The 25,965-nt window shown below is 49.4% G+C and carries 25 protein-coding genes; 11 read left to right on the plus strand and 14 right to left on the minus strand.

Features of this window, described 5'->3' with window-relative positions; genetic code table 11:
• Positions 1-5 precede the first annotated feature (5 nt).
• From sufC to QWF21_RS11605, 6 genes are read left to right on the plus strand one after another with little or no spacing between them, the layout of a single operon-like run.
• Positions 6-770, plus strand: coding sequence for a Fe-S cluster assembly ATPase SufC (gene sufC / locus QWF21_RS11580; RefSeq protein WP_330088214.1), 765 nt, complete (start codon positions 6-8; stop codon positions 768-770).
• Positions 767-2,026 carry a Fe-S cluster assembly protein SufD gene (gene sufD / locus QWF21_RS11585; protein ID WP_330088215.1) on the plus strand — a complete coding sequence of 420 codons (1,260 nt, stop codon included), beginning with the start codon at positions 767-769 and terminating at the stop codon, positions 2,024-2,026. Before sufC ends, sufD begins: the two co-directional genes overlap by 4 nt.
• Positions 2,023-3,255, plus strand: coding sequence for an aminotransferase class V-fold PLP-dependent enzyme (locus QWF21_RS11590; RefSeq protein ID WP_330088216.1), 1,233 nt, complete (start codon positions 2,023-2,025; stop codon positions 3,253-3,255). The genes sufD and QWF21_RS11590 overlap by 4 nt, the downstream gene beginning before the upstream one ends.
• A gap of 9 nt (positions 3,256-3,264) precedes the next feature.
• Positions 3,265-3,633: a HesB/IscA family protein gene (locus tag QWF21_RS11595; RefSeq protein WP_330088217.1), complete on the plus strand. Its 369-nt coding sequence runs from the start codon at positions 3,265-3,267 to the stop codon at positions 3,631-3,633.
• 43 nt (positions 3,634-3,676) lie between these two features.
• On the plus strand, positions 3,677-4,210 hold the full coding sequence (gene sufT / locus QWF21_RS11600) for a putative Fe-S cluster assembly protein SufT (protein ID WP_330088218.1): 534 nt from the start codon (positions 3,677-3,679) through the stop codon (positions 4,208-4,210).
• Positions 4,211-4,239: 29 nt separating this feature from the next.
• Positions 4,240-4,656 (plus strand): SufE family protein, encoded by a 417-nt coding sequence (locus QWF21_RS11605; protein ID WP_330088219.1) that lies wholly within the window; start codon positions 4,240-4,242, stop codon positions 4,654-4,656.
• A gap of 12 nt (positions 4,657-4,668) precedes the next feature.
• Here QWF21_RS11605 and QWF21_RS11610 read toward each other — a convergent pair whose 3' ends face one another.
• From QWF21_RS11610 to rppH, 8 genes are all read right to left on the minus strand, one after another.
• Positions 4,669-5,295, minus strand: a complete 627-nt coding sequence (locus QWF21_RS11610) for a FlgO family outer membrane protein (RefSeq protein WP_330088220.1) — start codon at positions 5,293-5,295, stop codon at positions 4,669-4,671.
• Complete coding sequence (locus tag QWF21_RS11615) at positions 5,292-5,999, minus strand: FlgO family outer membrane protein (protein ID WP_330088221.1); 708 nt, start codon at positions 5,997-5,999, stop codon at positions 5,292-5,294. Before QWF21_RS11615 ends, QWF21_RS11610 begins: the two co-directional genes overlap by 4 nt.
• 33 nt (positions 6,000-6,032) lie before the next feature.
• On the minus strand, positions 6,033-6,617 hold the full coding sequence (locus tag QWF21_RS11620; protein ID WP_330088222.1) for a FlgO family outer membrane protein: 585 nt from the start codon (positions 6,615-6,617) through the stop codon (positions 6,033-6,035).
• A gap of 70 nt (positions 6,618-6,687) precedes the next feature.
• Complete coding sequence (locus QWF21_RS11625) at positions 6,688-7,539, minus strand: thymidylate synthase (RefSeq protein WP_330088223.1); 852 nt, start codon at positions 7,537-7,539, stop codon at positions 6,688-6,690.
• Positions 7,536-8,345 (minus strand): prolipoprotein diacylglyceryl transferase, encoded by an 810-nt coding sequence (gene lgt, locus QWF21_RS11630; RefSeq protein ID WP_330088224.1) that lies wholly within the window; start codon positions 8,343-8,345, stop codon positions 7,536-7,538. The genes QWF21_RS11625 and lgt overlap by 4 nt, the downstream gene beginning before the upstream one ends.
• Positions 8,346-8,364: 19 nt before the next feature.
• On the minus strand, positions 8,365-9,159 hold the full coding sequence (locus QWF21_RS11635; protein WP_330088225.1) for a sulfite exporter TauE/SafE family protein: 795 nt from the start codon (positions 9,157-9,159) through the stop codon (positions 8,365-8,367).
• A gap of 60 nt (positions 9,160-9,219) precedes the next feature.
• Positions 9,220-11,478 carry a phosphoenolpyruvate--protein phosphotransferase gene (ptsP, locus tag QWF21_RS11640; RefSeq protein ID WP_330088312.1) on the minus strand — a complete coding sequence of 753 codons (2,259 nt, stop codon included), beginning with the start codon at positions 11,476-11,478 and terminating at the stop codon, positions 9,220-9,222.
• A gap of 22 nt (positions 11,479-11,500) precedes the next feature.
• A complete protein-coding gene (gene rppH / locus QWF21_RS11645) occupies positions 11,501-12,004 on the minus strand; it encodes an RNA pyrophosphohydrolase (RefSeq protein WP_330088226.1) in 504 nt (167 codons plus the stop codon).
• A gap of 381 nt (positions 12,005-12,385) precedes the next feature.
• Here rppH and mutH point away from each other — a divergent pair, with 381 nt between their 5' ends.
• Complete coding sequence (mutH, locus tag QWF21_RS11650) at positions 12,386-13,048, plus strand: DNA mismatch repair endonuclease MutH (RefSeq protein WP_330088227.1); 663 nt, start codon at positions 12,386-12,388, stop codon at positions 13,046-13,048.
• 40 nt (positions 13,049-13,088) lie between these two features.
• Here the strand turns inward: mutH and QWF21_RS11655 are convergent, their stop codons facing one another.
• Both QWF21_RS11655 and QWF21_RS11660 read right to left on the minus strand, forming a co-directional pair.
• Positions 13,089-13,931 carry a substrate-binding periplasmic protein gene (locus QWF21_RS11655; protein WP_330088228.1) on the minus strand — a complete coding sequence of 281 codons (843 nt, stop codon included), beginning with the start codon at positions 13,929-13,931 and terminating at the stop codon, positions 13,089-13,091.
• A gap of 85 nt (positions 13,932-14,016) precedes the next feature.
• Complete coding sequence (locus QWF21_RS11660; protein ID WP_330088313.1) at positions 14,017-14,901, minus strand: sterol desaturase family protein; 885 nt, start codon at positions 14,899-14,901, stop codon at positions 14,017-14,019.
• A gap of 85 nt (positions 14,902-14,986) precedes the next feature.
• Between QWF21_RS11660 and QWF21_RS11665 the strand changes: the two genes are divergently transcribed.
• Positions 14,987-15,553 carry a TetR/AcrR family transcriptional regulator gene (locus QWF21_RS11665; protein WP_330088229.1) on the plus strand — a complete coding sequence of 189 codons (567 nt, stop codon included), beginning with the start codon at positions 14,987-14,989 and terminating at the stop codon, positions 15,551-15,553.
• Between the two features lie 105 nt (positions 15,554-15,658).
• Positions 15,659-16,633, plus strand: a complete 975-nt coding sequence (locus tag QWF21_RS11670; RefSeq protein WP_330088230.1) for a glutathione S-transferase family protein — start codon at positions 15,659-15,661, stop codon at positions 16,631-16,633.
• Positions 16,634-16,660: 27 nt separating this feature from the next.
• Here the strand turns inward: QWF21_RS11670 and QWF21_RS11675 are convergent, their stop codons facing one another.
• The 3 genes from QWF21_RS11675 to QWF21_RS11685 are packed head-to-tail and all read right to left on the minus strand — an operon-like array spanning position 16,661 to position 20,732.
• The gene (locus QWF21_RS11675) at positions 16,661-19,114 is read right to left on the minus strand and encodes a putative bifunctional diguanylate cyclase/phosphodiesterase (RefSeq protein WP_330088231.1); all 2,454 of its coding nucleotides are present in this window, start codon (positions 19,112-19,114) and stop codon (positions 16,661-16,663) included.
• Positions 19,115-19,117: 3 nt separating this feature from the next.
• Positions 19,118-20,335: a hypothetical protein gene (locus QWF21_RS11680; protein WP_330088232.1), complete on the minus strand. Its 1,218-nt coding sequence runs from the start codon at positions 20,333-20,335 to the stop codon at positions 19,118-19,120.
• The gene (locus tag QWF21_RS11685) at positions 20,322-20,732 is read right to left on the minus strand and encodes a hypothetical protein (RefSeq protein ID WP_330088233.1); all 411 of its coding nucleotides are present in this window, start codon (positions 20,730-20,732) and stop codon (positions 20,322-20,324) included. Before QWF21_RS11685 ends, QWF21_RS11680 begins: the two co-directional genes overlap by 14 nt.
• A 429-nt stretch (positions 20,733-21,161) precedes the next feature.
• Here QWF21_RS11685 and hemH point away from each other — a divergent pair, with 429 nt between their 5' ends.
• On the plus strand, positions 21,162-22,238 hold the full coding sequence (hemH, locus tag QWF21_RS11690) for a ferrochelatase (RefSeq protein ID WP_330088234.1): 1,077 nt from the start codon (positions 21,162-21,164) through the stop codon (positions 22,236-22,238).
• Positions 22,239-22,258: 20 nt separating this feature from the next.
• Positions 22,259-25,324, plus strand: coding sequence for a transglycosylase domain-containing protein (locus QWF21_RS11695; RefSeq protein ID WP_330088235.1), 3,066 nt, complete (start codon positions 22,259-22,261; stop codon positions 25,322-25,324).
• 15 nt (positions 25,325-25,339) lie between these two features.
• Here QWF21_RS11695 and QWF21_RS11700 read toward each other — a convergent pair whose 3' ends face one another.
• Complete coding sequence (locus tag QWF21_RS11700; RefSeq protein ID WP_330088236.1) at positions 25,340-25,936, minus strand: HAD family hydrolase; 597 nt, start codon at positions 25,934-25,936, stop codon at positions 25,340-25,342.
• Between the last annotated feature and the right edge of the window lie 29 nt (positions 25,937-25,965).

Raw genomic sequence — 25,965 nt, forward strand, 5'->3', positions numbered from 1 at the left:
GATAGATGCTAACCATTAAAAACCTGCACGCTCGTGTTGAACAAAAAAACATTCTTAACGGCTTGGATCTAACCATTCAACCCGGTGAAGTCCACGCCATTATGGGGCCAAATGGCGCCGGTAAGAGTACCCTGGGCTATGTCCTCTCTGGTCGTGAAGGCTATGAGGTACTGGATGGTGAGGTGTTGTTGCAGGGTGAAAACCTGCTGGAGCTCGATATCGAAGAGCGCGCCCGTCATGGCCTGTTTCTGGCGTTTCAGTACCCGGTAGAGATCCCTGGCGTCAGCAATATGGAGTTTATGAAAGAGTCAGTGAACACCATGCGTCAGCAGCGCGGTGAAGAGCCATTGAGTGCAGCCGAGTTCCTGAAAAAAGCCAAAGCAGCTTGCCAGCAAGTTAAGTTACCACTGGACTTTCTCAAGCGTGGTGTTAATGAAGGTTTTTCTGGCGGTGAGAAGAAACGCAATGAAATCATGCAGATGATTCTGCTTGAACCCAGCCTCTGTATTTTGGATGAATCCGACTCTGGTTTGGATGTTGATGCCTTGCAAGTGGTTGCCAATGGTGTCAACAGCCAGCGGGATGGCAAACGTAGCTTTGTGGTTATCACCCACTACCAACGCCTGCTCGATTACATTGAACCTGATTTTGTGCATATCCTGGCCAATGGCAAGGTAGTAAAAAGCGGCGATGCCAGCCTGGCTAAACAAATTGAAAAAGAAGGCTACGCCTTCCTTGGACTGGATAGCAGCGAGGAGGCCAAGGCATGAGTGCATGGCTGCAACAGGTATTGCACCGGGGGCAAGCCATTTCGGACTGGTTAAGCCCGGTTCGCCGTCAGGCGCTGCAGGCACTGAATGATACAACCTGGCCTGGCCGTCGTACTGAACAATGGAAATACACCTCTTTATCGGCGGTCGAAGATTTGGCTTTGGCTACAGGTCAGAGCCAGTCCCAACCAGAGGTTGAAACCATTGATGGTATCGATAGCCTGGATCTGTTGTTTGTCGATGGCGAACTGCGCACTGATTTGACCACACTTAATCTGCCGGCAGGATTACACGTAAGTCAGTTGGAGCAGGCCGATGCCTTGCAGCAAGTAGCAGTAACCAGCCTGTACGCTCAAATCAAACCTAAGCGTCACCTCTTTGGTTTGGTCAACGATGCATTGGCTCAAAACATCCTCTTTATTCGCATTGAACAGGACTGCCACATCCAGCAACCAATCCGCATTATCAGCCATAGCAGCGATGGTCATGAATCGCACCAGCGCGTACTGGTTCAGCTTGGCAATAAGGCAAAAGCAAGCATCATTGAACAAACCCAGGGACAGAGCAACAGTCTGAGCACTGGGTTTACCGAGTTTGATTTGGGTGAACACGCACAACTGGAGCATTACCGCCTGCTTATGCATACCAAGCAGGCTATCTACTTTGGCGGTTGTCATTTCTGCCTGCATGATCAGGCCCGCCTTGACAGCACCCTGATAGGTTATGGCAGTCAGTTGTCGCGCACCGATGTCGATGTGATTCACAACGGCGAGCATGCCAATGCTAAGCTGAATGCGGTGTATTTGCTGGCTGAAGGCGAGCATTTCGATTTACATACTACCATCGAGCATGCCAAGCCCAATGGCACCACCAATGAAAACGTACGTGGTATTGTTGGTGATAAAGCCAATGCAGTATTCAATGGCCGCATTCATATCCATCGCGATGCTCAAAAAACACTGGCAGAGTTGAACAACCGTAACCTGTTGCTATCGCGTCGTGGTCAAATCAATACCAAGCCCGAATTGGAAATTTATGCCGATGATGTGCAGTGTGCCCATGGTGCCACCGTGGCAGAAATTGAAGAAGAAGCCCTTTATTACTTGCGCTCGCGCGGTATTTCACGCTCGCAGGCATTGATCATGCTGAACTTTGGCTTTATTCAGGAGCTAATCAACCAGATGCCAAACCAGCAACTGGCCCATTGGCTGGCACCACAGTTACGTGCCCGCTTTAAGGAGATGGAAGTTCGATGAGTGCAGCCCTACGCCCATTTGATGTAGCCGCCATTCGGGCTGAGTTTCCAATTTTACAACAGCAACTGGAAGGCAAACCACTGGTTTATCTGGACAACGCTGCCACCACCCAAAAGCCCATGGCGGTAATACAGGCCATTACCGATTATTACAGCCAGTGCAACGCCAATGTGCATCGTGGTGCTCACCAGTTGGCTGATGAAGCCACCCGCCGCTTTGAGCTTAGCCGGGATAAAGTAGCTAGCTTTATACAAGCCTATGATCGCTGCGAGGTGATCTGGACCAGCGGCACTACCGAAGCCATCAATATCGTAGCCAATGGCATCGCACAGCGCCTGAAACCCGGCGATGAAGTTCTGGTGACGGAAATGGAGCACCATGCCAATCTGGTCACCTGGCAACAGGCATGCCTGCGTAGTGGTGCCAGCTTAAAAATAGTGCCTATCCACGACAATGGTGCTTTGGATACTGAAGCCTTTGCAGCCCTGCTATCAGCCAATACCAGGCTGGTTGCCCTACCCCATGTCTCCAACGCACTTGGCACCGTGAATCCCATTCAGGATTTAACCAGGCTTGCCAAAGCCCATGGTGCACTGGTCCTGATCGATGGTGCTCAGGGCATTGCGCATGGTGGCGTCAATGTCCGCGAGATAGGCTGTGACTTTTACGCTTTCTCGGGTCATAAAGTATTTGGCCCAACTGGCGTTGGTGTACTTTGGGGCAAAGCAGAAGTGCTGCAAGACTGGCCGGTATGGCAAACCGGTGGGGAAATGATTGCTCAGGTAACTTACCACAGCGCGACCTGGGGCGAGTTACCCAACCGATTGGAAGCTGGTACCCCCAACATAGCCGGCGTGATTGGTCTGGCAGCGGCTATTGATTGGTTAACTCAGTTTGATGTATCGGCCATCCAGGCACACGAGCGCGCCCTGCTGGCTTACGCAACAACGCTGGCAACCGACTTTGAAGGCATCCAACTGGTGGGTACCGCTGCCGATAAGATCGGTGTTTTTAGCTTTGTGCTGCAAGGTAGTCACCCGGCAGATGTCGGCTTTCTGCTCGATAAACAAGGTATTGCCATTCGCACTGGTTCACACTGCGCCCAACCGCTGATGCAGCGTCTGGGCCTACCCGGCACCGCCAGAGCATCATTTTCGGTGTACAATACCTTGGAAGAAGTGGACGCCCTATTCCGCGCATTAAAGAAAACCCAGCGTATGCTCGCTTAAGGATAGATTATGCAGGTAGAAACCTTTACCCCAAGCAAGACAGTTAGTGGCGATGCAGTGCAGCTGACAGATGCCGCTATCCGCCACTTTGAAAGCAAAGTCGAAAAAACTCCTGGCCATGTGGTGCGATTATCCACCAAAACCAGTGGCTGCACCGGCTATGCCTATGTTCTGGATATTGTCGCACAAGCTACAGCTGGCGATACTGAGCTGCATGTCAGTGAACAGCTGACGTTTTGCATTGCAGCTGATGCGCTGCCGCTGGTGCGCAACACGGAAATTGATTACGTCAAAGAAGGCTTAAACGGTGTGTTGAAGTTCAACAATCCGAATGTGGTCGCAGAATGTGGTTGCGGCGAAAGCTTTAATGTGAGCTAAGCAGCACTGCTGTGCTGCTGCTGTTTGCTCTGCAGGTGGATGAATGCAACAAAAAATAGTTTCTACCGAGCGCGATTGCATCGTGCGGCGGGTTCCCAATGGGGATAAGCAGCTTATCCCCGAGGGAGAGTTTGTCACCATTACCCAGGATCTGGGAGGTAACTTTACCATCACCTGGCGCGGTAACATGTACCGGGTCGACGGTACCGATGCCGATGCGATTGGCCGCAAACCACTCAAGCTGGAGTTCAGCACGCCCAAAGATGACAAAATTGAAGAACGTCAGATCTATCAGGCGCTTGAAACTGTTTACGATCCAGAGATCCCGATCAATTTATTGTCACTGGGGCTGATCTACCAGGTTAAGGTAGAGCAATCAGACCATAGCGTTCATATTGATATGACCCTGACCGCACCTGCATGCGGTATGGGGCCAGTCCTGGTTGGCGACGTAGAGCACCGGGTTAGTATGGTACCCAACGTGAAAAAAGTGCAGGTGAACCTGGTGTTTGATCCGGCCTGGTCACGTGAAATGATGAGCGAAGAAGCCCAATTGGAAGCCGGCCTGTTCTTTTAATCTGAATGCAACTATTACAAGAGTGTTTTATGACCTTACCAAGCCATCAAGATATCGTAGACGACATTGCTTTTTTTGATGACTGGGAGCAACGCTATCAGTACATCATTGATCTGGGAAAAAGCATTCCTGCACTGGACGAACACTACAAGACCGATGCCTTGTTGGTCCCTGGCTGCCAAAGCAAAGTTTGGTTATTAAGCCAGTGCAAAGATGGTGTCTTGCAATTTCAGGCCGACAGCGATGCAGTCATTGTCAATGGCTTGCTGGCGATTGTATTGGCTGCTTATCACAACCAAACTCCTGCCAACATTCTGGCTTTTGACATTGATAACTATTTTAAAGCATTGGATTTAGAGCGCCATATCAGCCCTACCCGTGGTAATGGCTTGCGTGCCATTGTTGGGAAAATTCAGGCACTGGCTAAAGCGCAGCAATCAGCTTGAGTCCAAGCAGGCTTAAGGCCGAATTTGGTTTAAAACCAGATGAGGAATAAAGCCCGTGGCGCTGCTGCTGATAGACTGAGTGTCCAGCTGTACCACCCTGGCCTGAATTTCCATACCACGCTCAGTGGTCACCAGGGTCCCGGTTAGAATTGCATCCATCTCCAGCTGTTTTGCCAGTAAGCGGGCATCCCGGGATAAAGCAAAATCACCGTGCGGGCCAACCCACAGGCGACTGGTTAGCTTGTGCTCTACGACAGTAACACCATGCTGTGGCAACAAAGTACGGAGCAATTCCGACAGCTGGTTGCCAAGCGGTGTGCTTTGGCTTAGGGTTTCATCCAGCTCGACAAAGCTGCTGATAGCCAATCGCTGCCCTTTGACCGCATCGGCCTGAGCCAGTTGATACGCCAGTTGGTCCGCGTAATGTTGCAATCGTTTTTGACTCTGAGCCCAGTATGGCATCTGGTAGCTGGCTGGTTCACTTTGTTCAGCCGTTGCCGGCACCCTGTACCAGGGAGTTGGCTCTGGCAACGTTACCGGCTCTGGGTCGATAGTCTGACAATGGGAAGCCCCACAAAATGATAAGTTACTGCAAGCGGCAAGTATCAGCGGCACTAAGCAAATCAAACCCCGCATCATTCAGCCCCCTGCTGCAGGATCACCCGCTGTTGGCGCTCAGAAGGCTGCAAGCCGGCGATCACAGCTTGAGGAATAAACCCCTGAGCCGAAGCCAGTACCCGCTTTGAGTCAATACCGACCAAACGCGCATTCACCATAACACCGGATTGATGCCGGACTAAAGTTCCACCAAGCACATACTCAATGGGCTGCTCTTCACGCAGCTCCAGAAAATCACGACTAAAAACAAAGTCGCCTTGTGGGGTGACCCGAATAAAGTCGGTGGTTTTAAAGTCTATCTGCTCCAAACCAAACTGATGCACTTCATGCATAAAGCTTTCAGCCAGTTGATTGCCAAGCAGATCGGTATCGTCATAGGCTCCATCAAGATAGACGAAACTGGTCACGGCAAAGACCGAATCAGCAATAGACGGGCTCATCACTGCAATCAGATCATGCATCATGCCTTGGACATAATGATTCAGCGAGCGACGCTGCTCGCCCTGGTAACGCTGCTCTAGCCGAGCTTCAGCCCGACGATTGCTGCTGTAGCTCGCTTGTTGGCTAACCAGGCTCTGGTAATAACTGGCATCCGCCGCAGACTGTGCCGGAGCTGTTGCCGGCGCCACTTGCAAGGAGCGGTCGCGGTAATCCTGCCACTTTTGCTGCGATGCACAGCTTGTTAGCAATAAGCTGATAGCCAGCCCCATGATTCCTTTGTGCATAATACCGCTGCGCATAGTACCCTCGCTTTCGAATTAATGAGACGACCGGTAAATCATTTGCTGACGTAGTTGTACCTGCTTGGCAGATCCTAATACCGCAGTTGGGATTTGATCGGCAGCAGCTGCCACTACCCGGTTCGTCTTTGTATCGACCAGTCGTGCATTAACTATAGTAAAATCTTCATGTTGTGACAGGGTTCCGGCAATGATGTAGCGGATGTTTTGTTCTGTTGCCAGGCTGGCTAGTTGCCTGGTTAGCAAACTATCATGTTGGCTATGCAACTGCAGGCTCTGGCCGGCCCGAAACTCAGTGACCTGATAGCCAAGCTGGCTGGCCACTGTCAGCATACTTTCCTGCAGCTGCAAGCCTAAATGACGCATCCGTACATTGGTGGCATCCGGTTGCAGGGTCGTACTGTCGGTAAAGGTAACGGCGGTCATGCTACCATGTGGCAGTGCTGGTAAGTCCCTAAGCAACTGCTCTGCCAACCGCTCCGTATAAAACAGCACAGGATCAAGGCGTGGTTTTGCCGCAGTATCGGCACTTTGTTGCCTTGCAGGAGACTGACTGCATGCAGTCAGCGTAAGCGCCAGTGTTAGAAGTAGCCAAATTTTCACGGTACGGCCTCTGGAATGATCCTTTACTGGCAGAAACAATACAAAAACAGTGCCAAGCTTGCAGCAAGCACTACACCGAGAAAGGATACTGGATCGCAGGATGATGCTGATAGCCTTCAACACGAAAATCGTCCATGCTTACCCAGGTTTCCAGATCCTGCAACGATTGGATTTTTGGGTTGATAATAAGCTTGGGTGCCGGATAAGGATCCCGTTTTAACTGCACATCCCGCATCAAAGCTAGTTGGTCTTCATAGATATGTGCATTGACAATTTTATGATACGCCTTACCCGGCTTCACACCACAAATTTGCGCCATCAGAGCAAGAAAGGCAAATACCTGTACCTGATTAAAGTTCAGTCCCAAAGGTACATCGCAGGAGCGCTGATAACTGGTCAAATAGAGGGTATCTTCCAGTAAGGAGAAAGTATGAGTATGCATGCATGGACGCAAACAGCCACGGTCAAATTCCCCCGGATTGTAAAAAGTAATGATTTCGCCACGGTCGTCCTTGCCTTGGCGTAAATCATCCACCACTTTTTTTAACTGATCGATCACCTGCCCCTCAGGCCCGGCCCACGCCCGGCCCTGAACACCATAAACCCGCCCCATATCATCAACGCCTTTGCGATGAGGGTTCGCCAGCCAGGCAGCATTATCATTGGCATTGGCATCCCAGGTTTTGGTACCAAGGGCTCTGAAATCAGCCGCATTGCTGTAACCGCGTAGGTAGCCCAGCAGCTCCGCAACGGCTGCTTTCCAGTAACTTTTCCGGGTTGTAATCAACGGGAACTCATTGTTGCCAACATCGTATTCCAGATCGGCGTTAATCACCGTCAGGCATCGCTTACCAGTGCGCTCATTGTATACCCAGCGTCCTTCGTCCAGGATACGCTGACACAGTGTTAAATAGTTTTTCATGCCGTCCTCGCTGCTGCGTTTTTGTGTGTCTGGCTATAGATAATAAGCCCGAGCCCAGCCAGTATCATTGGCAGACAGAGCCACTGCCCCATGGTCATCCCAAGTGACAAAACACCTAAATGTGCATCTGGCTCACGGAAAAACTCGACAATAAAGCGGGCCACGCCATAACCTAACAAAAAGACGCCTCCCAGAGTGCCTCTGGCTGGCTTAAAGTGACGTACCAACAGGATGATCACAAACAGCAGAATCCCTTCCAGAGCGACATGGTACAACTGCGATGGATGCCGCGGCAGTGGACCCGCACCAGGAAATACCATGCCCCAGGGAACATCGGTCACCCGTCCCCAGAGCTCGGCATTAATAAAATTACCGATGCGACCAGCGGCTAATCCCAGCGGGATTAACGGGGCAACAAAATCCCCAAGTGCCAGATAGTCCTTGCGGTACTTGCGGGCAAACAAAGCCATGGCAACCAACACGCCCAGTAAACCACCATGAAACGACATACCACCAGTCCATATTTTTACCAGATACAATGGATCGGCCAAAAAGCTATCAAATTGATAAAACAGCACATAACCGATGCGGCCGCCTAAGATAACCCCCAAAAAACCATAAAACAGCAGATCACTCACCTGCTGTTTGTCCCAGCCAGAGGCGGGTGCCCTGGCCTGACGGTTTGCCAGCCACCAGGCAATCACAAAAGCCACCAGATACATCAAACCATACCAATGAACGGCCACTGGGCCAATACTGATAGCAACGGGATCGATACTTGGGTAATTCAGAAAAGTCTGTGACATGAGCTCTGTTAAATCCTGCTTAAGCGAAAAACATGCGAAGCGCAACCAGCATCAGAAAAACACCAAAAAAGCGTTTTATTTTCATCACTGGTAGCTGCTGTGTTAAACGGGCTCCGACAGGAGCCGTGAAAATAGATGTCAGGATAATACCAAACATCGCTGGTAAATAGATGAAGCCAAGGAATCCATCGCTCAGTTGATACTGCTGCCAGCCAGCAATAACATAGCCCAGAGTGCCAAAAAGTGCGATGGCTACCCCACTGGCGGCAGCACAGCCAATGGCTCGCTTCATATCAACCGAATAATAATTAAGTACTGGTACAAACAAAGCCCCGCCACCAATACCAAGCAAACTGGCCAGGCCTCCCAAAACACCGGATGCGCCAATAACAGCAGAGTTGCCGGGTAAAGCCCGTTTGCCAATCACGGAGCGTGAAGCCAGCATCCGCAATGCAATTAAAGTAACCGCTACTGCGAAAATCCGTTGCAACACAACACCATCGACCAAATGCGCAAGATAACCAACACACCAGGCACCAACTGCAGAGCCGAGCATAATACGGCTGGCTAAAGGCCAGGGTACATTCCCCCACTTATGATGGGCCCGGATGGATGAAGTAGCAGTAATCACAATAGAGCCAAGCGAAGTGGCAATCGCCACCAACATGGCATGCTCAGGGGCAACGATACCAAAGGCAGGCAACAGGACCAACAACACCGGTACGACAATCAAACCGCCACCGATGCCTAACAAGCCGGCCAACAAACCGACGATAGCCCCCATCAGGGCAGAAATAATAATGATACTGAGCAAGGAGTGTGTCCCATTAAAAAAGTTAAGCCTAGTCTACCAGTTTCAACACAAGGTCGCAGCTTAGGAACGCAGCTGAGCAGTTAATGATTTCTGCTCGAGGAAGCGGTGTACTTTATTTCTGACTTCTTTGGGCGACTCGCTATCGAGTGCATCTCGCAACACAGTCTGTAGTTCTTTCAGGCTTACCCGCCTTAACAACCATTTAATTTTTGCCAACTGACTGCTGTTCATACTGAAGGAATCGTATCCCATCGCGGCCAACAGCAACACACCGGCAGGTTCACCCGCCAGCTCACCACAAATGCTGGTAGGTAACTGCAGCGCCTGCAACTGCTGCCCCATCTGGTAAAGCGCACGAAGCACAGCGGGATGCATGGCATCGTATAAACTGGCCACCCGGGCATTGTTCCGATCCACCGCCAACAGATACTGGGTTAAATCATTGGTACCCACCGAGCAAAAATCAACCTTAGCGGCTAACTCGGTCAACTGATACATGATGGAAGGCACTTCTATCATCACACCGACTTTGGGCTTGGCCAATTCCAGGGCCAGTTCGTCGCCCACTTCAAAGCAAGCTTGCCTAATCAGACGTATGGACTCATCTATCTCCGACAAGTCGGAGATCATTGGCAACAAAATGTGCAAATTATTGGATTGAATACTGGCTTTTAACATAGCGCGGATTTGCACCAAAAAAATCTCAGGATGATCGAGGGTCAAACGGATGCCGCGCCAACCTAAAAACGGGTTTTCCTCATTGATAGCAAAATAAGGCAAAGGCTTGTCGCCACCCACATCCAGAGTTCGCATGATCACCGGCTTCCCTGGGTAAGCATTCAACATCCCTTGGTACAACTCGACTTGCTCCTGCTCTGTTGGGAACTGATTGCGGACGATAAACGGAAACTCTGTCCGATACAGGCCAACGCCATCGCTCACATCGCTGTTGCTTTGATCTGGGTCGACAGCAAGGCCGGCATTGATCATCAAAGAAAAGCGATGACCACACAGGGACTGAGCAGCCAGGCCAACTTCAGCCTGGTAATGCGCTGATAATTCAGCATCTTCACTGATAAGCTGTTGGTATTCTGCATAAATGGCTTCAGCGGGATCCAATAAAATTTGCCCCTGGTAACCATCCACAATCAAACGAAGCCCTTGCCATTGCATCAGGGATAAACCCTCTACCCCCATGACGGCAGGAATACCCAAAGCTCTGGCCATAATAGCTGCATGCGAGTTCACTGAGCCACAAAGCGAAATAACAGCAACCAGCTGCGCTCTGGGAACTTCTGCCAACATAGATGCCGTGACATTTTCAGCAACCAGTACTACTTTTTCGGGCAGCTTGAATTGTCGCTTTTCGGTATCGAGCAAATGAATAAGCACACGCTCACCCAGGTCACGAATATCGGTTGCCCTCTCTTTGAAGTAGGCGTCTTCCATATCCTCAAACTGGCGGGCAAACTTCTCCACCACCCGCTTGAGGGCACTTTTAGCACACCATCCTTCGGCAATTTGCTGCTCAATTTCATTGCCGAGACTGGCAGCATCCAGCAACTGCTGGTACACATCAAAAATGGCCAGAGCATCGGTTGGCAGATGATCTGCCATGCGCTCAGATAAACGCTTAAACTCGGCTTTGGTTATTTTTACCGCCCGATAAAAACGCGATAGCTCTTTATCTGGCTCCTCCGAACGCTGCAAGGAAACTGCATTAAAGTCACAGGCAGGCTGCAACACAAAGGCTTCACCTATGGCAATGCCGGGTGCACCTGGCAGACCATTCAACTGGCTGGAACGGCTTTTCGAGCCAGTGCCACTGCTGGCAAGTTCACGAAGCTCTGCATTGGCGAGCACAGCGGCTAGCTGTGCGCCCAGTGTCACCAGAAAAGACTCTTCATCCTCGCTAAAAACACGCTCCGTGCCTTGTTGGATGGTTAAAACCCCCAAAACTTTGCGGTGATGAATAATAGGACAGCCTAAAAAAGCAGAAAAGCGATCCTCACTGACTTCAGGAGTCACTTTAAAGCGGGGATGTTGCTGTGCAGCAGCCAGATTAATGGGTTCTTCTCTTTGTCCAACCCAACCAATCAGTCCTTCTGAAAAACCAATGGCAACCTTCCCAACCGCATCAGGGTTAAGACCATCGGTTGCCATCAGCATAAAATGTTGTTGATCGTAATTCGCAAGATAAACCGAGCAGCACTCCGTTTTGAGTGCTTGCTTCACATCCGCAACCAGCCCCGACAACGCCCTGCTCAGAACAGGCTCTTGTGCCACATCCTGAACAATGCGTCTTAACTGGCTAAGCATGACCATGGTTTATCCATCCGAGTTACCCTTTTTGTTTTCCTGTTTTACGGGGAAACGGCAAAGCGATCGGGGCAAACTCTTTCATAACTTTACGGTACACATCGCGTTTGAAAGCAACAACCTGGCGTACAGGATACCAGTAACTCACCCAGCGCCAGCCATCAAACTCTGGGTGCGTGGTTTTTGCCAGGTCTACATCGCCGTCAGGGCAGGTTAATCGCAATAAAAACCACTTTTGCTTTTGCCCAATGCAGACAGGGTTACTGTCTCGCCGAATCAGTCGTTTTGGCAGCCGATAACGAAGCCAATGCTTAGTTACCGCTAGAATTTCAACATCCTCTGCCTTTAAACCTACTTCCTCATTCAGCTCACGGTACATGGCTTGTTCAGGGGTTTCCCCTTGATCAATGCCCCCTTGCGGGTATTGCCACGAGTGCTGTCCGTATCGTCTTGCCCAAAACACCTGTCCCTGGTGATTGCAGATCACTATGCCGACATTGGCCCGAAAACCTTCGGCATCAATCACATAAACCTCGAGCTTATTTACAGCAGCTATACCAAAGATTCTTTCACAAAGTCTGAAAGACGGCAATCTCTATTTTCTTGCCGCGTCACAACAAAGTTACCCACAGAAAGTGCAGATGATAAGATGAAATGTGCACTTCTTCACAGCATCTGTGTATAACATTGTGAAAAACCATGGTTTAATCCACGAACAACTTCTATCAGATGACGTAACCTACCGAGAAAGTCCAAAAATAACAATAGATATCATGCAATTACAGATTCACCTAAGAGACGGAAGTCACTATTATCTGTGCATAACACAGATCGCTGACTTTTTACGCAACGGCCAAAATTGCTTCGTGTTATGCTGCATTCATCGACAGACTTACCTTTAGTGTCCATGAATCCACCAAAAACAACGAATGAACTTATGCAACGCTGCCAGGCTCTGGCCGGTTTAACCCTTGGTCAGCTAGCCAGGCAACTGGGAGCTGCTGTTCCGGCCAACTTAAAAAAAGATAAGGGCTGGGCTGGCCAGCTTATAGAGCAGGCTTTAGGTGCAAGCTCGGCTTCCAAAGCTGAGCCGGACTTCCCTCATTTAGGCATTGAATTAAAGACCCTGCCCATCGATCAACACGGAAAACCATTAGAAAGTACCTATGTTTGTGTGGCTCCTCTTACCGGGCTTACACAGCAGCGTTGGCAAGACTCCTGGGTTTGCCAAAAGCTAAGTCATGTGCTTTGGCTGCCATTGCTTGCTGAGCGCAGTATTCCAGTAGCCGAGCGCGTCATTGGCACCGGCTTTTTATGGCAGCCGGATGCGCGTGAAATGCAGTTATTACAACAGGATTGGGAAGAGTTGATGGACCTGATTACGTTGGGGGGAATCGATCAGATCCGGGGGGCACATGGCCAGGTCCTGCAACTCAGGCCCAAAGCAGCTAATAGCAGGGCACTCACCTCAGCTTATGGCACCTCCGGGCAACCAATCAAGGCTTTACCCAGAGGCTTCTATCTTAAAACAGCCTTCACTCAGCAAGTGTTGCGGAAAGTTTTCTGCTAACGCTTGTTGAAGTGCAAAACCTTACTTTCCAACAATCCGGCTAATGATCATATTTCTCAATAATTTTTTGATACCGTCCACTGGCCTTAATCTCTGCCAGCCCCTGATTAAAAGCCTGGACTGTTGCTTCGTCGACCGACTCTTTGCTGAACATCACATAGACTTCAGAGCTGCCAAGGCTGATGCCATGCGGCTCGATGAACTGATCCAGACCTTTACGCCGCAATATGGATGCACCAACAAAACTGTCTTCTAAAAAGCCATCTATTTCTTCATCAATTAAGCGGGCCATATTCATTTCGCTGATAATAGCGCCGACAAACTGGTTGTGGTAACTATCATTGGTATAAAGGCTGGTAATTTCGTCACCATAAAAGTACTCATTGACTATCCCCAGCTTATGACCCGCTTCAACGAACTCGGTGATGGTCTGGTACGGCAGATTGCCTTCGTAACGCCGTACGTAGAGGATAAAGCGCTCTTCACGGTAAGGATCAGAAAAATGAGCATACTGCTGGCGGTCCTCGGTCATGGAAGCACCCAGGACAAAATCAACCTCCCCATTACGTAAAGCATTTAATAATTCAACCCAGGTGGCTTGCTGCTTTGTTACCGAGCAGCCCATGGTCTCAGCAATGGCATGCACAATCTCAACATCCAGACCGGTGACAACATTACCAACACCAATGTATTGGTATGGCTCCCAAGCATCGAACCCCATGGTAAGCCGGCATTCCTGCAGCGGGGTACTTTGCGGTTCCTGGGAAGCCTGACTGATCTCCAGCGGTTCGGTGTCATCTGTGAGGCTGGGTGGTTGTACCTGAGGTTCGCAACCCACTAAGAAAAAAACAGTAGAAAACACTACAAGCAAGAAACATTTCATAAAACACCTCTGCAATTTGTGTAACTACTTCAAGCTTAGTGGAAATTTAGAAAATTTCCTCTTGCATCAACCTCTTTTCCTTAAATCACTCCACTTTGATAGCTTGCTTTTTATCCGATGCATTAGCTTCTGCTTGAGCCTGCGACGGCACAGCTTTAGCCGGAGCTGCAACCAAGACCGCCAGTTTTCGACGCCAACCTTTGGCCTGACGCCAATCCAACCACAGCAAGCGCCATTCATCAAAAGTAATAATCAGCGGATTGTAGGATTGAAAATCTGTGGTAATGCCATAGCGACAAGCCTCTTCGCTGCTTTCGGCAGCAAAAGTACCAAACAGCTTGTCCCATAGAATCAAAACTCCGCCAAAGTTCTTATCGATGTATCTGGAGTTGCTGGCATGATGCACCCGATGATGGGATGGAGTGTTCAACACCCACTCCAACCAGCCCAGTTTTTGTACCGCTTGTGTATGCACAAAAAACTGAAATGCCAGATTGAGCGCCACTACAGCAAGTACCAGCCAGGGAGAAAAACCCAGCAACATCATTGGCAACCAAAACAGCCACATACCTGATACCGGATACATCAGACTTTGGCGAAAAGCGGTACTGAAATTTAAGTGCCTGGAACTGTGATGCACAATATGTGATGCCCAAAACCAGCGAATGTGATGCGAAGCACGATGAAACCAGTAATACAGAAAGTCTTGCATCAAAAAAGCCAGCAGCAAGGTCCAGGCATTGAGCGGAATATCCAGTAACCGGTATTGAAACAGCCACCAGTAAAATGGCAGCAGCAACAGCAAGGTTAATAATTCAGCCGCCTGGTGCATCAGCGCCAGGGCAGCATTGGCAAGTGTATCCCGCCATTGATACCAATCTAACCGTAAGCGCAGCCCATACCAACACTCCAAAGCGACCAGTGTCAGAAAAACCGGGCTTAACGCCAATAAGATCCATTCAGCCTGCACCATACAAAGCTGCCGTCCCGTTTAACTGTGCCATACTTATAGCAAAATATTGTTTCAAATGCGAAATACTCACAGGTAATCAAGCATGAATGATCCCTATCAGGCTATCTTGCAACAAGCCATGCAACTGGCAGAACAAAGCAGCTGGGAGGCTTTACGACTTCGTGATATCGCCCAGGCTCTGAATATTACCCTGCTGGATATACAGCATCATTTCCAGCAGAAAGATGATTTGGTGGATGCATGGTTTGATCTGGCCGACCAAGCCATGCTGGCCTGCCAACACAGGCCTGACTTTGAACATTGTACCCCTCAGGAAAAATTACAAACCGCCATCATGCAGTGGCTCAATGCCCTGGCTGCACACCGTCAGGTTACCAGGCAGATGCTCTATTACAAACTGGAGCCTGGTCATGTTCATTTGCAGGCAGCGGCATTACTGCGGATCAGTCGTACAGTGCAATGGCTGCGTGAGCTGGCCGATCTGAAAGCACAGAACATGACCCGGATTGAACAAGAGATTTTCCTGTCCGCTTTGTTCAGCTCTACGTTTGTTTGCTGGCTAACCACAAAAGAGCCAGCCAGTCGTGCTGCTCATCAATGGCTTCAGCGCGGCTTACAACTTGGCCGCTGGCGCAACCTTTGGCATTGATGCCCAAAAGATCAAAAAAACAGAATGATTGAAGCTAATTTTAGCAGTTATTATTCGTTTTTCACTCTGCTACAGTCCCTCTATCGATAGATTAAGGAGTACATTATGGGATTGTTAGTTGAAGGCAAATGGCAGGATGACTGGTACGATACCAAAAAGAGTGCCGGTAAATTTCAACGTCAGGATGCCAGTTTTCGAAGTAACATAACGCCATCACAGCAAGCCAATGCCAGTCGTTACCAACTGTATGTCTCGCTGGCTTGTCCCTGGGCACACCGGACTTTAATTTTTCGTCAATTGAAATCGCTACAATCTCTGATCGATGTGACTGTGGTATCCCCTATTATGCTGCAACATGGCTGGGAGTTTGCTGGTGACGACGGAGACAAGGAACCATTATATGCAGCCAGCTATTTGCATCAGCTGTACACCAAAGCCAAGCCAGATTACAGCGGTCGGGTTACAGTGCCGGTGTTATGGGACAAAACCAAAGGCAGCCTGATCAATAACGAATCGGCCGATATTCTGCGAATTTTCAACAATGCTTTCAATCATCAAACTGGTAATCAGCTTGATTTTTATCCACGAGCACTGCAAGCCAGCATCGATAAAGTCAATGAGTGGGTTTATCACGACATCAACAACGGGGTCTACAAAGCAGGTTTTGCCACAACACAAACAGCGTATCAGGAAGCGTTCACTGCCTTGTTTAAAGCCCTGGATAAAGCAGAGCAGTTATTAAGTGAACAACGCTTTTTAACCGGTGATTATCTGACAGAAGCAGACTGGCGTTTGTTTACCACCCTGATCCGATTTGATGCGGTCTATGTTGGGCATTTCAAATGCAACCAGCGCCGTATCGCAGACTACCCGGTGCTGAGCAATTACCTGCGCTCTTTGTATCAATTGCCCGGTATTGCCGATACGGTGAACTGGTCCCATATTAAACGGCATTACTACATCAGCCACCCGATGATTAATCCAACCCAAATCGTCCCTGCCGGACCAGATCTTGATTTTAGCGCCTCTCATAACAGAGGCTCATGGTCGCTTGAGCAGGTGGTGATGAAGGCCAGTTAGCCACAGGTCTTCATCCTCGATTAAGCTCTATGCGCCCGAATCGTCGTCCCGGACACTGCCAAGCCAGTAACCGTCTCGGAACTTGTCTTGTAAAAAGTGGAGCAACTCTTTTTCAGGCACAGCTTTGGAAAAGTAAAAGCCCTGGGCATAATCGCAATGATGCTGGCGCAGCACCCTAAGCTGCGCACTGCTTTCGACACCCTCAGCAACCACTTTCAAATCCAGCTTATGCACCATCGCAATGGTTGAGGTAATAATCTGGAAGTCGGCATGGTTATCCAGCATGCCGAACAAAAAGCTTTTATCAATTTTAATGGTATCAACCGGCATCTGTTTCAAATAACTCAAGGATGAATAACCGGTCCCAAAGTCATCAATCGCAAAACCAAACCCCATGCTTTTCAATGCATGCATGCTAGCCAGGGTGTCAGCAACATTTTTTACCAGCGTACTTTCGGTCAATTCCAGCTCAAAATTACTGGCGGCAAGCTGATACTTGCTCAACTGTTGCTGCAGAAAATCGGATAACCCCGGATCGGCTAACTGATCAGCAGACAAATTAATGGCAATTTTTAAGTTGTGATACCCCCGTTCGACCAGTTGCCGGGCAATCACAAAGCAACGTTCCATCACCCAATAGCCCAAAGGCACCATTAAATGCGAGTTCTCAATAACCCCAATAAAATCATCTGGCGGTACCATCCCCCGCTCGGGGTGTTGCCACCGTAATAAGGCTTCAAACCCATACAGTTTGCCACTGGCAACGTTAATTTGAGGCTGTAAACTCAAGCTGAACTCTTGCCGCTCCAGCGCTCCCCTTACTTCATTTTCCAGTTGCAGCCGATAGGCAAAAGCACGATACATTTCTGCGGTGTAATGATGCCAACTATTGCCACCTTTTGCTTTTGCCTGGTACATGGCCAAATCAGCCTGACGGATTAAATCCTCAGTCGGCGTCGCACTATCGGCGGTGCAGCTGATACCAATACTGGTGCCAATCAGAAAATCTTCACCCAGTACAGTCATGGGCTGACTGAAGACCTGCAACACAGCCTGAGCCACTCGTGCGGTTTCCTCTTCATCAGCCATTTTTGATAAAATAATGACAAACTCATCACCACCAAAACGGCAAACCGTATCGGAGCTATGAATGCAGGCCCGTAAGCGGGTCGCGGCTTCAATAAGCAATTGGTCGCCCAGCTTATGTCCCCGGCTGTCATTGACTTTTTTAAACTGGTCCAGGTCCATAAATAGCAAGCCAACCAGGCCAGGCGCTTCATCCAGAGCTGCCAGTGCCTTTTTTAACTGATATTGCAGCATATTGCGGTTGGGCAAACCGGTTAGTAAATCATACATCGCAATATTTTCCAGCTCTTGCGTATGCAACTCTACCTGTTCATTTAAAGCTTCCAGTTGCCAGCTTAGTTTTAATGTCGCCTCATTGAGATTATCCACTTCATCACTAAAAAAAGCCGTTTTACGTTCACTGGCTGCCCGGAAACGACTGAACTCACGATTGGCTAACAAAGGCAAACGAGCAGCCAGGGTCATTAATCGTGCACTCAGTCGCTTGGTAATTGCATAGGTCAATAAAGCCAGTAAAACAAACGCCAGCAGAGCAATTAAAATAATACGTAGCTGATAGCTCTGATTTGCCCTCGCATAACTGGTAATATCTTCGATCAAAATTAAGTGAAACTGACGCTCATGCCGATCATCCAGCAGTTGCATTTGAGCAAAATAATGACGATTGCCTGCGCGCAAGCGCAACCCCTGGCTGCTGATACGATCCACATCCAGCAACTGCGGCAGCTCACCATACAAATCACTGAGCAGCGAAGTATTGGAACTGGATAATAGCTGAATATCAGACGGCCGGGCCGTGCTACTACGCTGATGACTGACGATAGCAACCTCGGCCTGCAAAGAGCGGTTCAGATAAAATAGAATATCCACCAAGGTGGTGGTCATCGCAATCACGGCAATATTGTCATCGTCCAGCAACAGTGGAAATACCAGTGATTTTACACAATACTGTTCGCATAGAATTTTGCTTTGAGGCTCTTGCCGGACAAAGGCTTGCTGTACCAAATCATCAATGGCGGCAGGAATCACTGCTGTGCTTTGATACAGCACCACATCGGCATTAGAGTACAACCAAACATTATCAACATTTAAATGCAGATGTAAGGTTTCAATTTGCTGCGCCAGCGCCCGCTTAAAATCAGCCAGGCCAGAATCCTGCTGCGACACCAGGCTAATCTCGGCAAAAGACTCTACCCAGATCCTTAACTGATTCTCAATCAGTTGGTTGTACTGACGAAACTGCTGCTCACCAAGCACACGCTTGTGCTGTTGTTGCTGATAGAATTCATCCTGCACCCGCATTAATGAAAAACTGGTTAAAGCAGATGCCATAATAAAAAGCACCAGCAACATCACCAGCAGCAGTTTCCATGGCAAACTAATAAAACGACGCATCTGTTAAAACCAGTACATGAGCTGTACGGCCCAAAGTTGCCAGTATGGCTGTCGGTTTTTATCCAGCTCCGGTACAATAACCGGAGCTAACCGTCCCGTTCCATGAACCCAGTGATGCTCCAACTGCAATCGGACACGTGGTGCCAGCTCTCTGCTGGCAGCCAGCATAAAACTATGCTGATAGCCAAAGTGTTCAGGGACCATCCCCTGACTAGCCTCGGCCAGTTGCCGCCCTTGGCGATCATCTTTATTTGCCACAAAATAATCCATAGTTGCATTAAAGCGTAGCTTTGAGTTTAGCTGATAGCTCCCCTGAAGATAGCCTCCCTGGCCAAACTGTTGCACCTCAAATGCCGGCGAAAAAAAGCCTCGCGTATCCATCCGCTCCTGAAAAATCTCAGATACCAGTTGCCAGCGCTCCTGCTGATATTGTGCATTAAACATAACGCGTTGCACCACAAAGTCAGCATCCCAAAAATCATCACCTTCGGCCCGACGAAAGCTGAACTCAGAATCCAGTAAAGAAATACCCAAGGTCCAGTTACTAAGCTCAGGTTGCCAAAACATACTGGCCTGATGCACATATTTTTGCTGTGATTTCCCAAGCACTGACTCGCCAAGCAATAATGAAGTCTGCTTATCAGACAAGGGCGTGGCACCCAAACTCCAGTTAAGCTCCCAGTGCCCAACGGCCGAGTTCACACGAGCTTTTAGTGCGACACCATCACTGCTAACCGCAATATCCCGAAACGCATCAAAATACACCGATTGCGGCAATACGATACTTGGCCGGGTTAACGGCACATCGCGAGTACTTGAATACAGCCAGTGCTGGTTCTTAAAACGACCGGCATAAGCATTGATTTGCCAATCCAGTTGGCTCATCAGTGACCAGTCTACAAACAGATAATCCAGCTTTAAGCCATCCGGATATCGGTTACCACCATCCAAATACACCACTTGACCGGCCAGGCGGAAACTTGGTTGTAACTGCAACGATGCATTCAGCCCTACTTCGGTTAATGCAAACGAGGGATCACCACTTCGATTAATAAAATTACTTTTATCCGCCTGGATCATGCCTTGCGCCATAAAGCCATGCCATTGCCATTCCTGTGCCTGACCTGAAAAGGCCATGCCACCAAACAATGCGGCAATAAAGCCATACAGAAGTGGCTGAAAGGAAGCAACAGCCTGGCGGAGTGGATTAAAGTATTTCAATGATACGAACCCCTGTTTCATCTGCACTGATCGATCGGTAGCCTATGCTGCCTGGTGTCTGTTGAATCATCTGTACCAACTCAGCCTCTGAACTCACCAACTGTGGCCTGGTACCAATCCCTGAAAAGCTTAAGCGATTCCAGATATTATCCAACTGATAAGGAAACATTCGCAGTTGCTGCTTGCAAAAATTCTGATGCACCAAGTGATCATTGCTTAGCACATAAACACGCACAGCCGTGCCGTCCGGCCACTGAGTTTGTCGCATACTGAATAGTGCCCGAAGCTGTGCCGGGCTTAGCTGCTGCAACTCGACGGACGGGTGTGCTATCACCTGGACAGCATGGCAGTCGACACTGAGAAAGAATAAACTAATGAGGAAAAAATATTTAATCATGCTGCACCAGTATCAGAGCTCCCAATGGCATTAAAGTCCCTGAGTAAGCCATAGACCCTGAATACATGTGAAACGGATTCGTGTACAAACAGCTGACCATTCGTCCTGCTGGCAGGATCTGTCGTACGCACCCTGTCATTTCATAGTAAAATCAACCCTATATCAAGTTGGATCATAGTTTTATTCGTTTATCATCATGTCCCTGCAGGAAATAATAGATGCAAGCTGCGCTTTTTGTACAGTTTTCAAGCAACTCCATGCAGCAGGTTTGGCATTCCCTCAATGGACTGCGTATACTGAAGAACTAAAGGCAGTCCAATCATCTGGGAGTAGTACTCCTGCAAATGAAACGGACCTGAACAGACATCTGAATCGTGATTCTCTGCGTACTGACCAGCCAACCCTTACGACTTTTAGGCAGAAAACCCAATGCGCTATACCAACAGCCAAAACTTCCAACACCAACAACAAGATAAAGTAGGCGTCCTGCTAACCAACCTGGGCACACCCGATGCCCCTACCCCGAAAGCACTCAGGCGTTACCTTGCTGAGTTTTTATCAGATCCGAGAGTGGTTGAAGTACCACGGCTGCTCTGGTGGCTCATACTGCATGGAGTGATCTTACGTATACGCCCCCGGCGTTCAGCGAAAGCCTATGCCACTGTTTTTACTGAGCAAGGCTCACCATTACTGTTCCACACAGAGCGGCAGTGCACAGCGATTCGTAACCAGTTGTTCGCACAAGGACATCAGAACCTGGAGGTTGCCTTTGCCATGCGTTACGGTAATCCCAGCATGCAAAGTGTGCTGAACGATCTGTTTGACAAGGGGGTAAGGAAGCTGGTGGTGTTGCCACTCTACCCGCAGTATTCAGGCTCTACCAGTGCGTCCACCTTTGATGCCATTGCCCGCGATTTTACACAACGTCGTTGGTTACCGGATTTTCGTTTTATCAGTCATTACCATGACTTTCAACCTTACATCGCTGCGGCTGCTCAACAGATCAAGTCGTTCTGGCAACAACATGGCCGCCCGGAAAAACTGCTGTTTTCCTACCATGGCATACCAAAGCGCTATCTGCTAAATGGCGATCCCTATCACTGCGAATGCTATAAAACATCCCGGTTAATTGCCGAGCAATTAGGCCTTACCGATGCAGATTACCTGACTTGCTTTCAATCACGCTTTGGGCGGGAAGAGTGGCTAAAGCCATACACCGACGAGACTTTAAAAAGCCTGCCAGCACAGGGCGTGAAACATGTTCAGGTTTTTTGTCCCGGTTTTTCTGCTGATTGCCTGGAAACCATTGAAGAAATTGGTGAAGAAAACAAGGAATACTTTCTGCATGCCGGAGGTGAACACTACCAATACATTCCTGCCTTGAATGATAACCCGGAGCATATTGATGCCTTGTGCCAATTAATTGAACAGAACCTGGCTCATTGGCAGTTAAAAAGCGATCCGGAGCGCCAACAAAGAGCCCGCCAGTTGGGTGCTGAAAATTAACCTGATGGCAGAGAAACGTTATGTCGCCGCGGATAGAGCCTAAGTTTGGTTCAGCCCCCCTGCTAAAGCGCAAAGATTTCGGTGGTCCGGCTGAGGCTCGCACTACTCTCTCAGTTCGTGCCACTCGCCGCTGGTGGCCCTGGTTATTGCCAGTGACTATTGTCCTGCTTGCAGTACTACTATGGCAGGAGGTGCAAACCAGCTTTTATCAGGCGCATTTCCTGCATCGTTATGCGCAGCAACTGGAAAGCAAGGTGATAAAAACCGGTTCCACGGCCATTCGCTACCCTGCTGATGGCCCTTACAATCAACAGCGAGGCTACAGCCTTGCTCCGGAGTGGCAACGCTCACTGGCTGCACATGGTTTTATGATCACAGAGCAAAGTGAGTTCTCCCCCAGTTTGATGCGTTATACCCGGTTTGGTTTCTATCCGCCTTACCAGGAAAAACAACAAACGGGTTTGCATATGCAGGATTGCCAGCTGACGACGATTTACCGCTTTGATTATCCGCAACGTCAGTTTGACTCTATGCAGCAGATGGCACCGATTTTGCCGCAGTTACTGGCTTTTATCGAAAATAAGAGCATCTTATCAGCGCAATCAACTTATCATAACCCAGCAATAGAATGGCCGCGATTAGGAGCGGCGGCACTGAGCCAGGCCCAGCAATGGTTGGGTAACAATGATGCTGCTGCAGGTGGTGGTAGCACTTTGGCTACTCAACTGGAAAAATACCGCCATTCCGCATCAGGCCGTACCAGCAACATGAGCGAAAAATTCCGACAGATGCTCTCGGCCAGTGTTCGTGCCTATCAGATATCACCGTCTACCGAAACTCACCGTCAGCAGTTGCTGCTGCATTACATCAATACCGTCCCACTGGCTGCTGCGCCTGGCTTTGGCGAGGTGCATGGCTTGCCGGATGGCCTTTGGGCCTGGTTTGGTGCTGACTATCAGCACAACAATCAGTTACTCACAGAGCTGGATATCAATCAGGAAACCGCTCTCGCACTAAAACAAGTGCTGGCATTGATGATTGCGCAACGCCGCCCATCTTTTTACTTAGTGCAAGGTCGGGCTCAGCTCGAACAGCTTGTTCATCTGTATCTGCAACTCCTTGGTTCTGATCATTATCTGCCACCCGAGCTGGTGCAATTGGCTCTGACAACACCACTAGAATTTACTCCTAAGGGCTGGCTGCCACTGCAACAAAATCACGATGCTAAAGCCAGCCAACTGCTGCGCCAGCAACTGTCACCTATGCTCCAGTTGCATCCATACGATACCGACAGGCTCGATTTACGGGTAGAAAGTAGCGTGTCCCTCCCTTTACAACAACAAATAGGCTACTTCCTGCAACAGCTAAGAGATCCAGCCGTAGCGGCTCAACATGGCCTGATTGGACACAGGTTACTATCCGCCCAAGACAGTGCACACATCGAATACAGCTTCGTGCTGTTTCAACGCCAGGAAAACGGTTATCAGTTGCGGGCCCAGACAGACACTTCTGCCACAGCTTTTGATTTAAACAGTCAGAGTAAACTGGAATTGGGATCTACCGCCAAACTGCGGGTATTGGTTACTTACCTGGAAATTATTGCCGAGCTGTATCAACGCTACGCTGGTGAAGCGGTACAGGAACTGCAGCTGTTAACCATAGCACCACAGGACCACATCAGTCGTTGGGTGATCGATCAATTACTGCTGAAACCTGACATGGAGCTGACCGATTTACTGCAACTGTCCCTGCAACGTCGATACAGCGCCAACCCGGCAGAAAGCTTTTTTACCGGAGGAGGATTGCACAGCTTTGGCAACTTTATGGCTGAAGACAACAGCCGAAATCCAACCATACTGGAAGCAACCAGAGAATCCATCAATCTGCCATTTGTCCGTTTATTGCGCGATATCATTAATTACAGCACTTACCATAAAGACACTCAGGGTGACCGACTGCTTGAAAGCGATGACGACACCCGTCGGGCAGCTTACCTCAGTAGCTTTGCCGAGCGTGAAGGAGCCAGTTACCTGCAGCAATTCTGGCGCAAGCATCGCCAGAAATCATCAGAACAACGCTTGGAGATGTTATTGCAAACGGCCCGTCAACGCCCGGATCGCATGGCGGCCATTTATTTATGGTTGTATCCGGATGCCAGCCCCGAGCAACTGACACGCTTTTTGGAAAGAGAGTCCGCAGGCGGTGTAAGTAGCCAACAATTGCAACGCTGGTATCAAAGCTTTGCCGCACGCAAGCTTAGCTTACCGGATCAAGCGTACCATGCCCGGCTTCACCCTTTGGAGCTTTGGCTGGTAGGGCAGTTGCTAGAAAGACCTGATCTGAGCTGGGCGGAACTGCTGGCAACGAGCAAAGCTGAGCGACAAGAAGTGTATCAATGGCTGTTTCGCACCCGTCATCGCAGCGCCCGCGATAATCGCATCAGTATCATGCTGGAAGTAGAAGCCTTCTGGGATCTGCATTACCGCTGGCAGCAACTTGGTTACCCTTTTGATTATCTGGTTCCCTCGCTGGCTACCGCTTTGGGCAGCTCTGGCGACAGGCCGGCTGCCTTGGCCGAATTAATGGCCATTATTATGAATGATGGTCTGCGTTATCCCAGTCAGGTGCTGCGAGCCGCCACCCTGGGTGAGAATACGCCTTACCACACCCGTTGGGAGCAAGCTACCAATCAGGGTAGCCGGGTTATGGAACCGGAAGTTGCAGCCACGCTGCGCTGGGTATTAAGTGAAGTTGTGCGGGACGGGACTGCACGACGCTTGCAGGGTATGTATCAGCAGCTTGGTATCAGCGGCGGAAAAACAGGTACGGGCGATAACAGAATCACTACAGTTGATAGCCGGGGTAACCGCTTAGATCAGCGCAGCCTAAACCGCACTGCAACCTTTGTGTTTTATCTGGGACCAGATTATTTCGGCACCTTAACCGCATACGCGGCCGGAGCTCAGTCTGAACAGTTGCGCTTTACCTCGGCCTTGCCGGTGCAAGTTCTCAAGAGCCTGGAGCCGGTGTTGTTACCTCACCTGCTTCAAAACAATTGCACACTAACAGCAAGCAATACCGATTAAGGCTGCTTGATGCAGTTAGCGTAAAGCTCTGCTCAATTGCGCATAATCCTGCATCACCCAGTCCGCATTCACAGCGTACTGCTGATTACTCGCGTTAAGTAACAGGCAAGATTGAGCGCCAGCATTGGCTGCTGTAGACAAATCAAAGTGAAAGTCTCCGACATACAACAGGCGATGCATGGCGGCCTGATAATGAGCAGCAATGCGTTGCAACCCCTCAGGATCCGGCTTGGCCGCGCAATCTTCCCGCGTCAACACCAGCGAGATTGGAATACCAAGCTTATCAATCATCAACTCAGTTGCTGCACGCATATTACGGGTCAGTATGGCCGTAGCGATGCCACTCTGCTGTAACTGCAGCAAGCAATCCAGCACGCCTGGGAATAATGTAGAGTTTTCTGCTGCTTGTATCTCATGCCGATAAATAACCTCAGCAGCATGTTGCCGGCTGGCATCATCCGGCAACATCGCCAGTGACTGCAATAAATCACAGCCGTCTTGCCAACCCAGTTCCTGACGAATGGCGGCTAAATTCAACGGACTATCAACCAGAGTCCCATCCAAATCAAAGGCCACCACATCAAACTTGGCACGTAAAAAAGGTGTCAGCATCCGCATTCTCAATTGAACCCATCGATTAT

The organism is Alkalimonas mucilaginosa (assembly GCF_036327005.1).
Taxonomy (GTDB): Bacteria; Pseudomonadota; Gammaproteobacteria; order Enterobacterales; family Alteromonadaceae; genus Alkalimonas; species Alkalimonas mucilaginosa.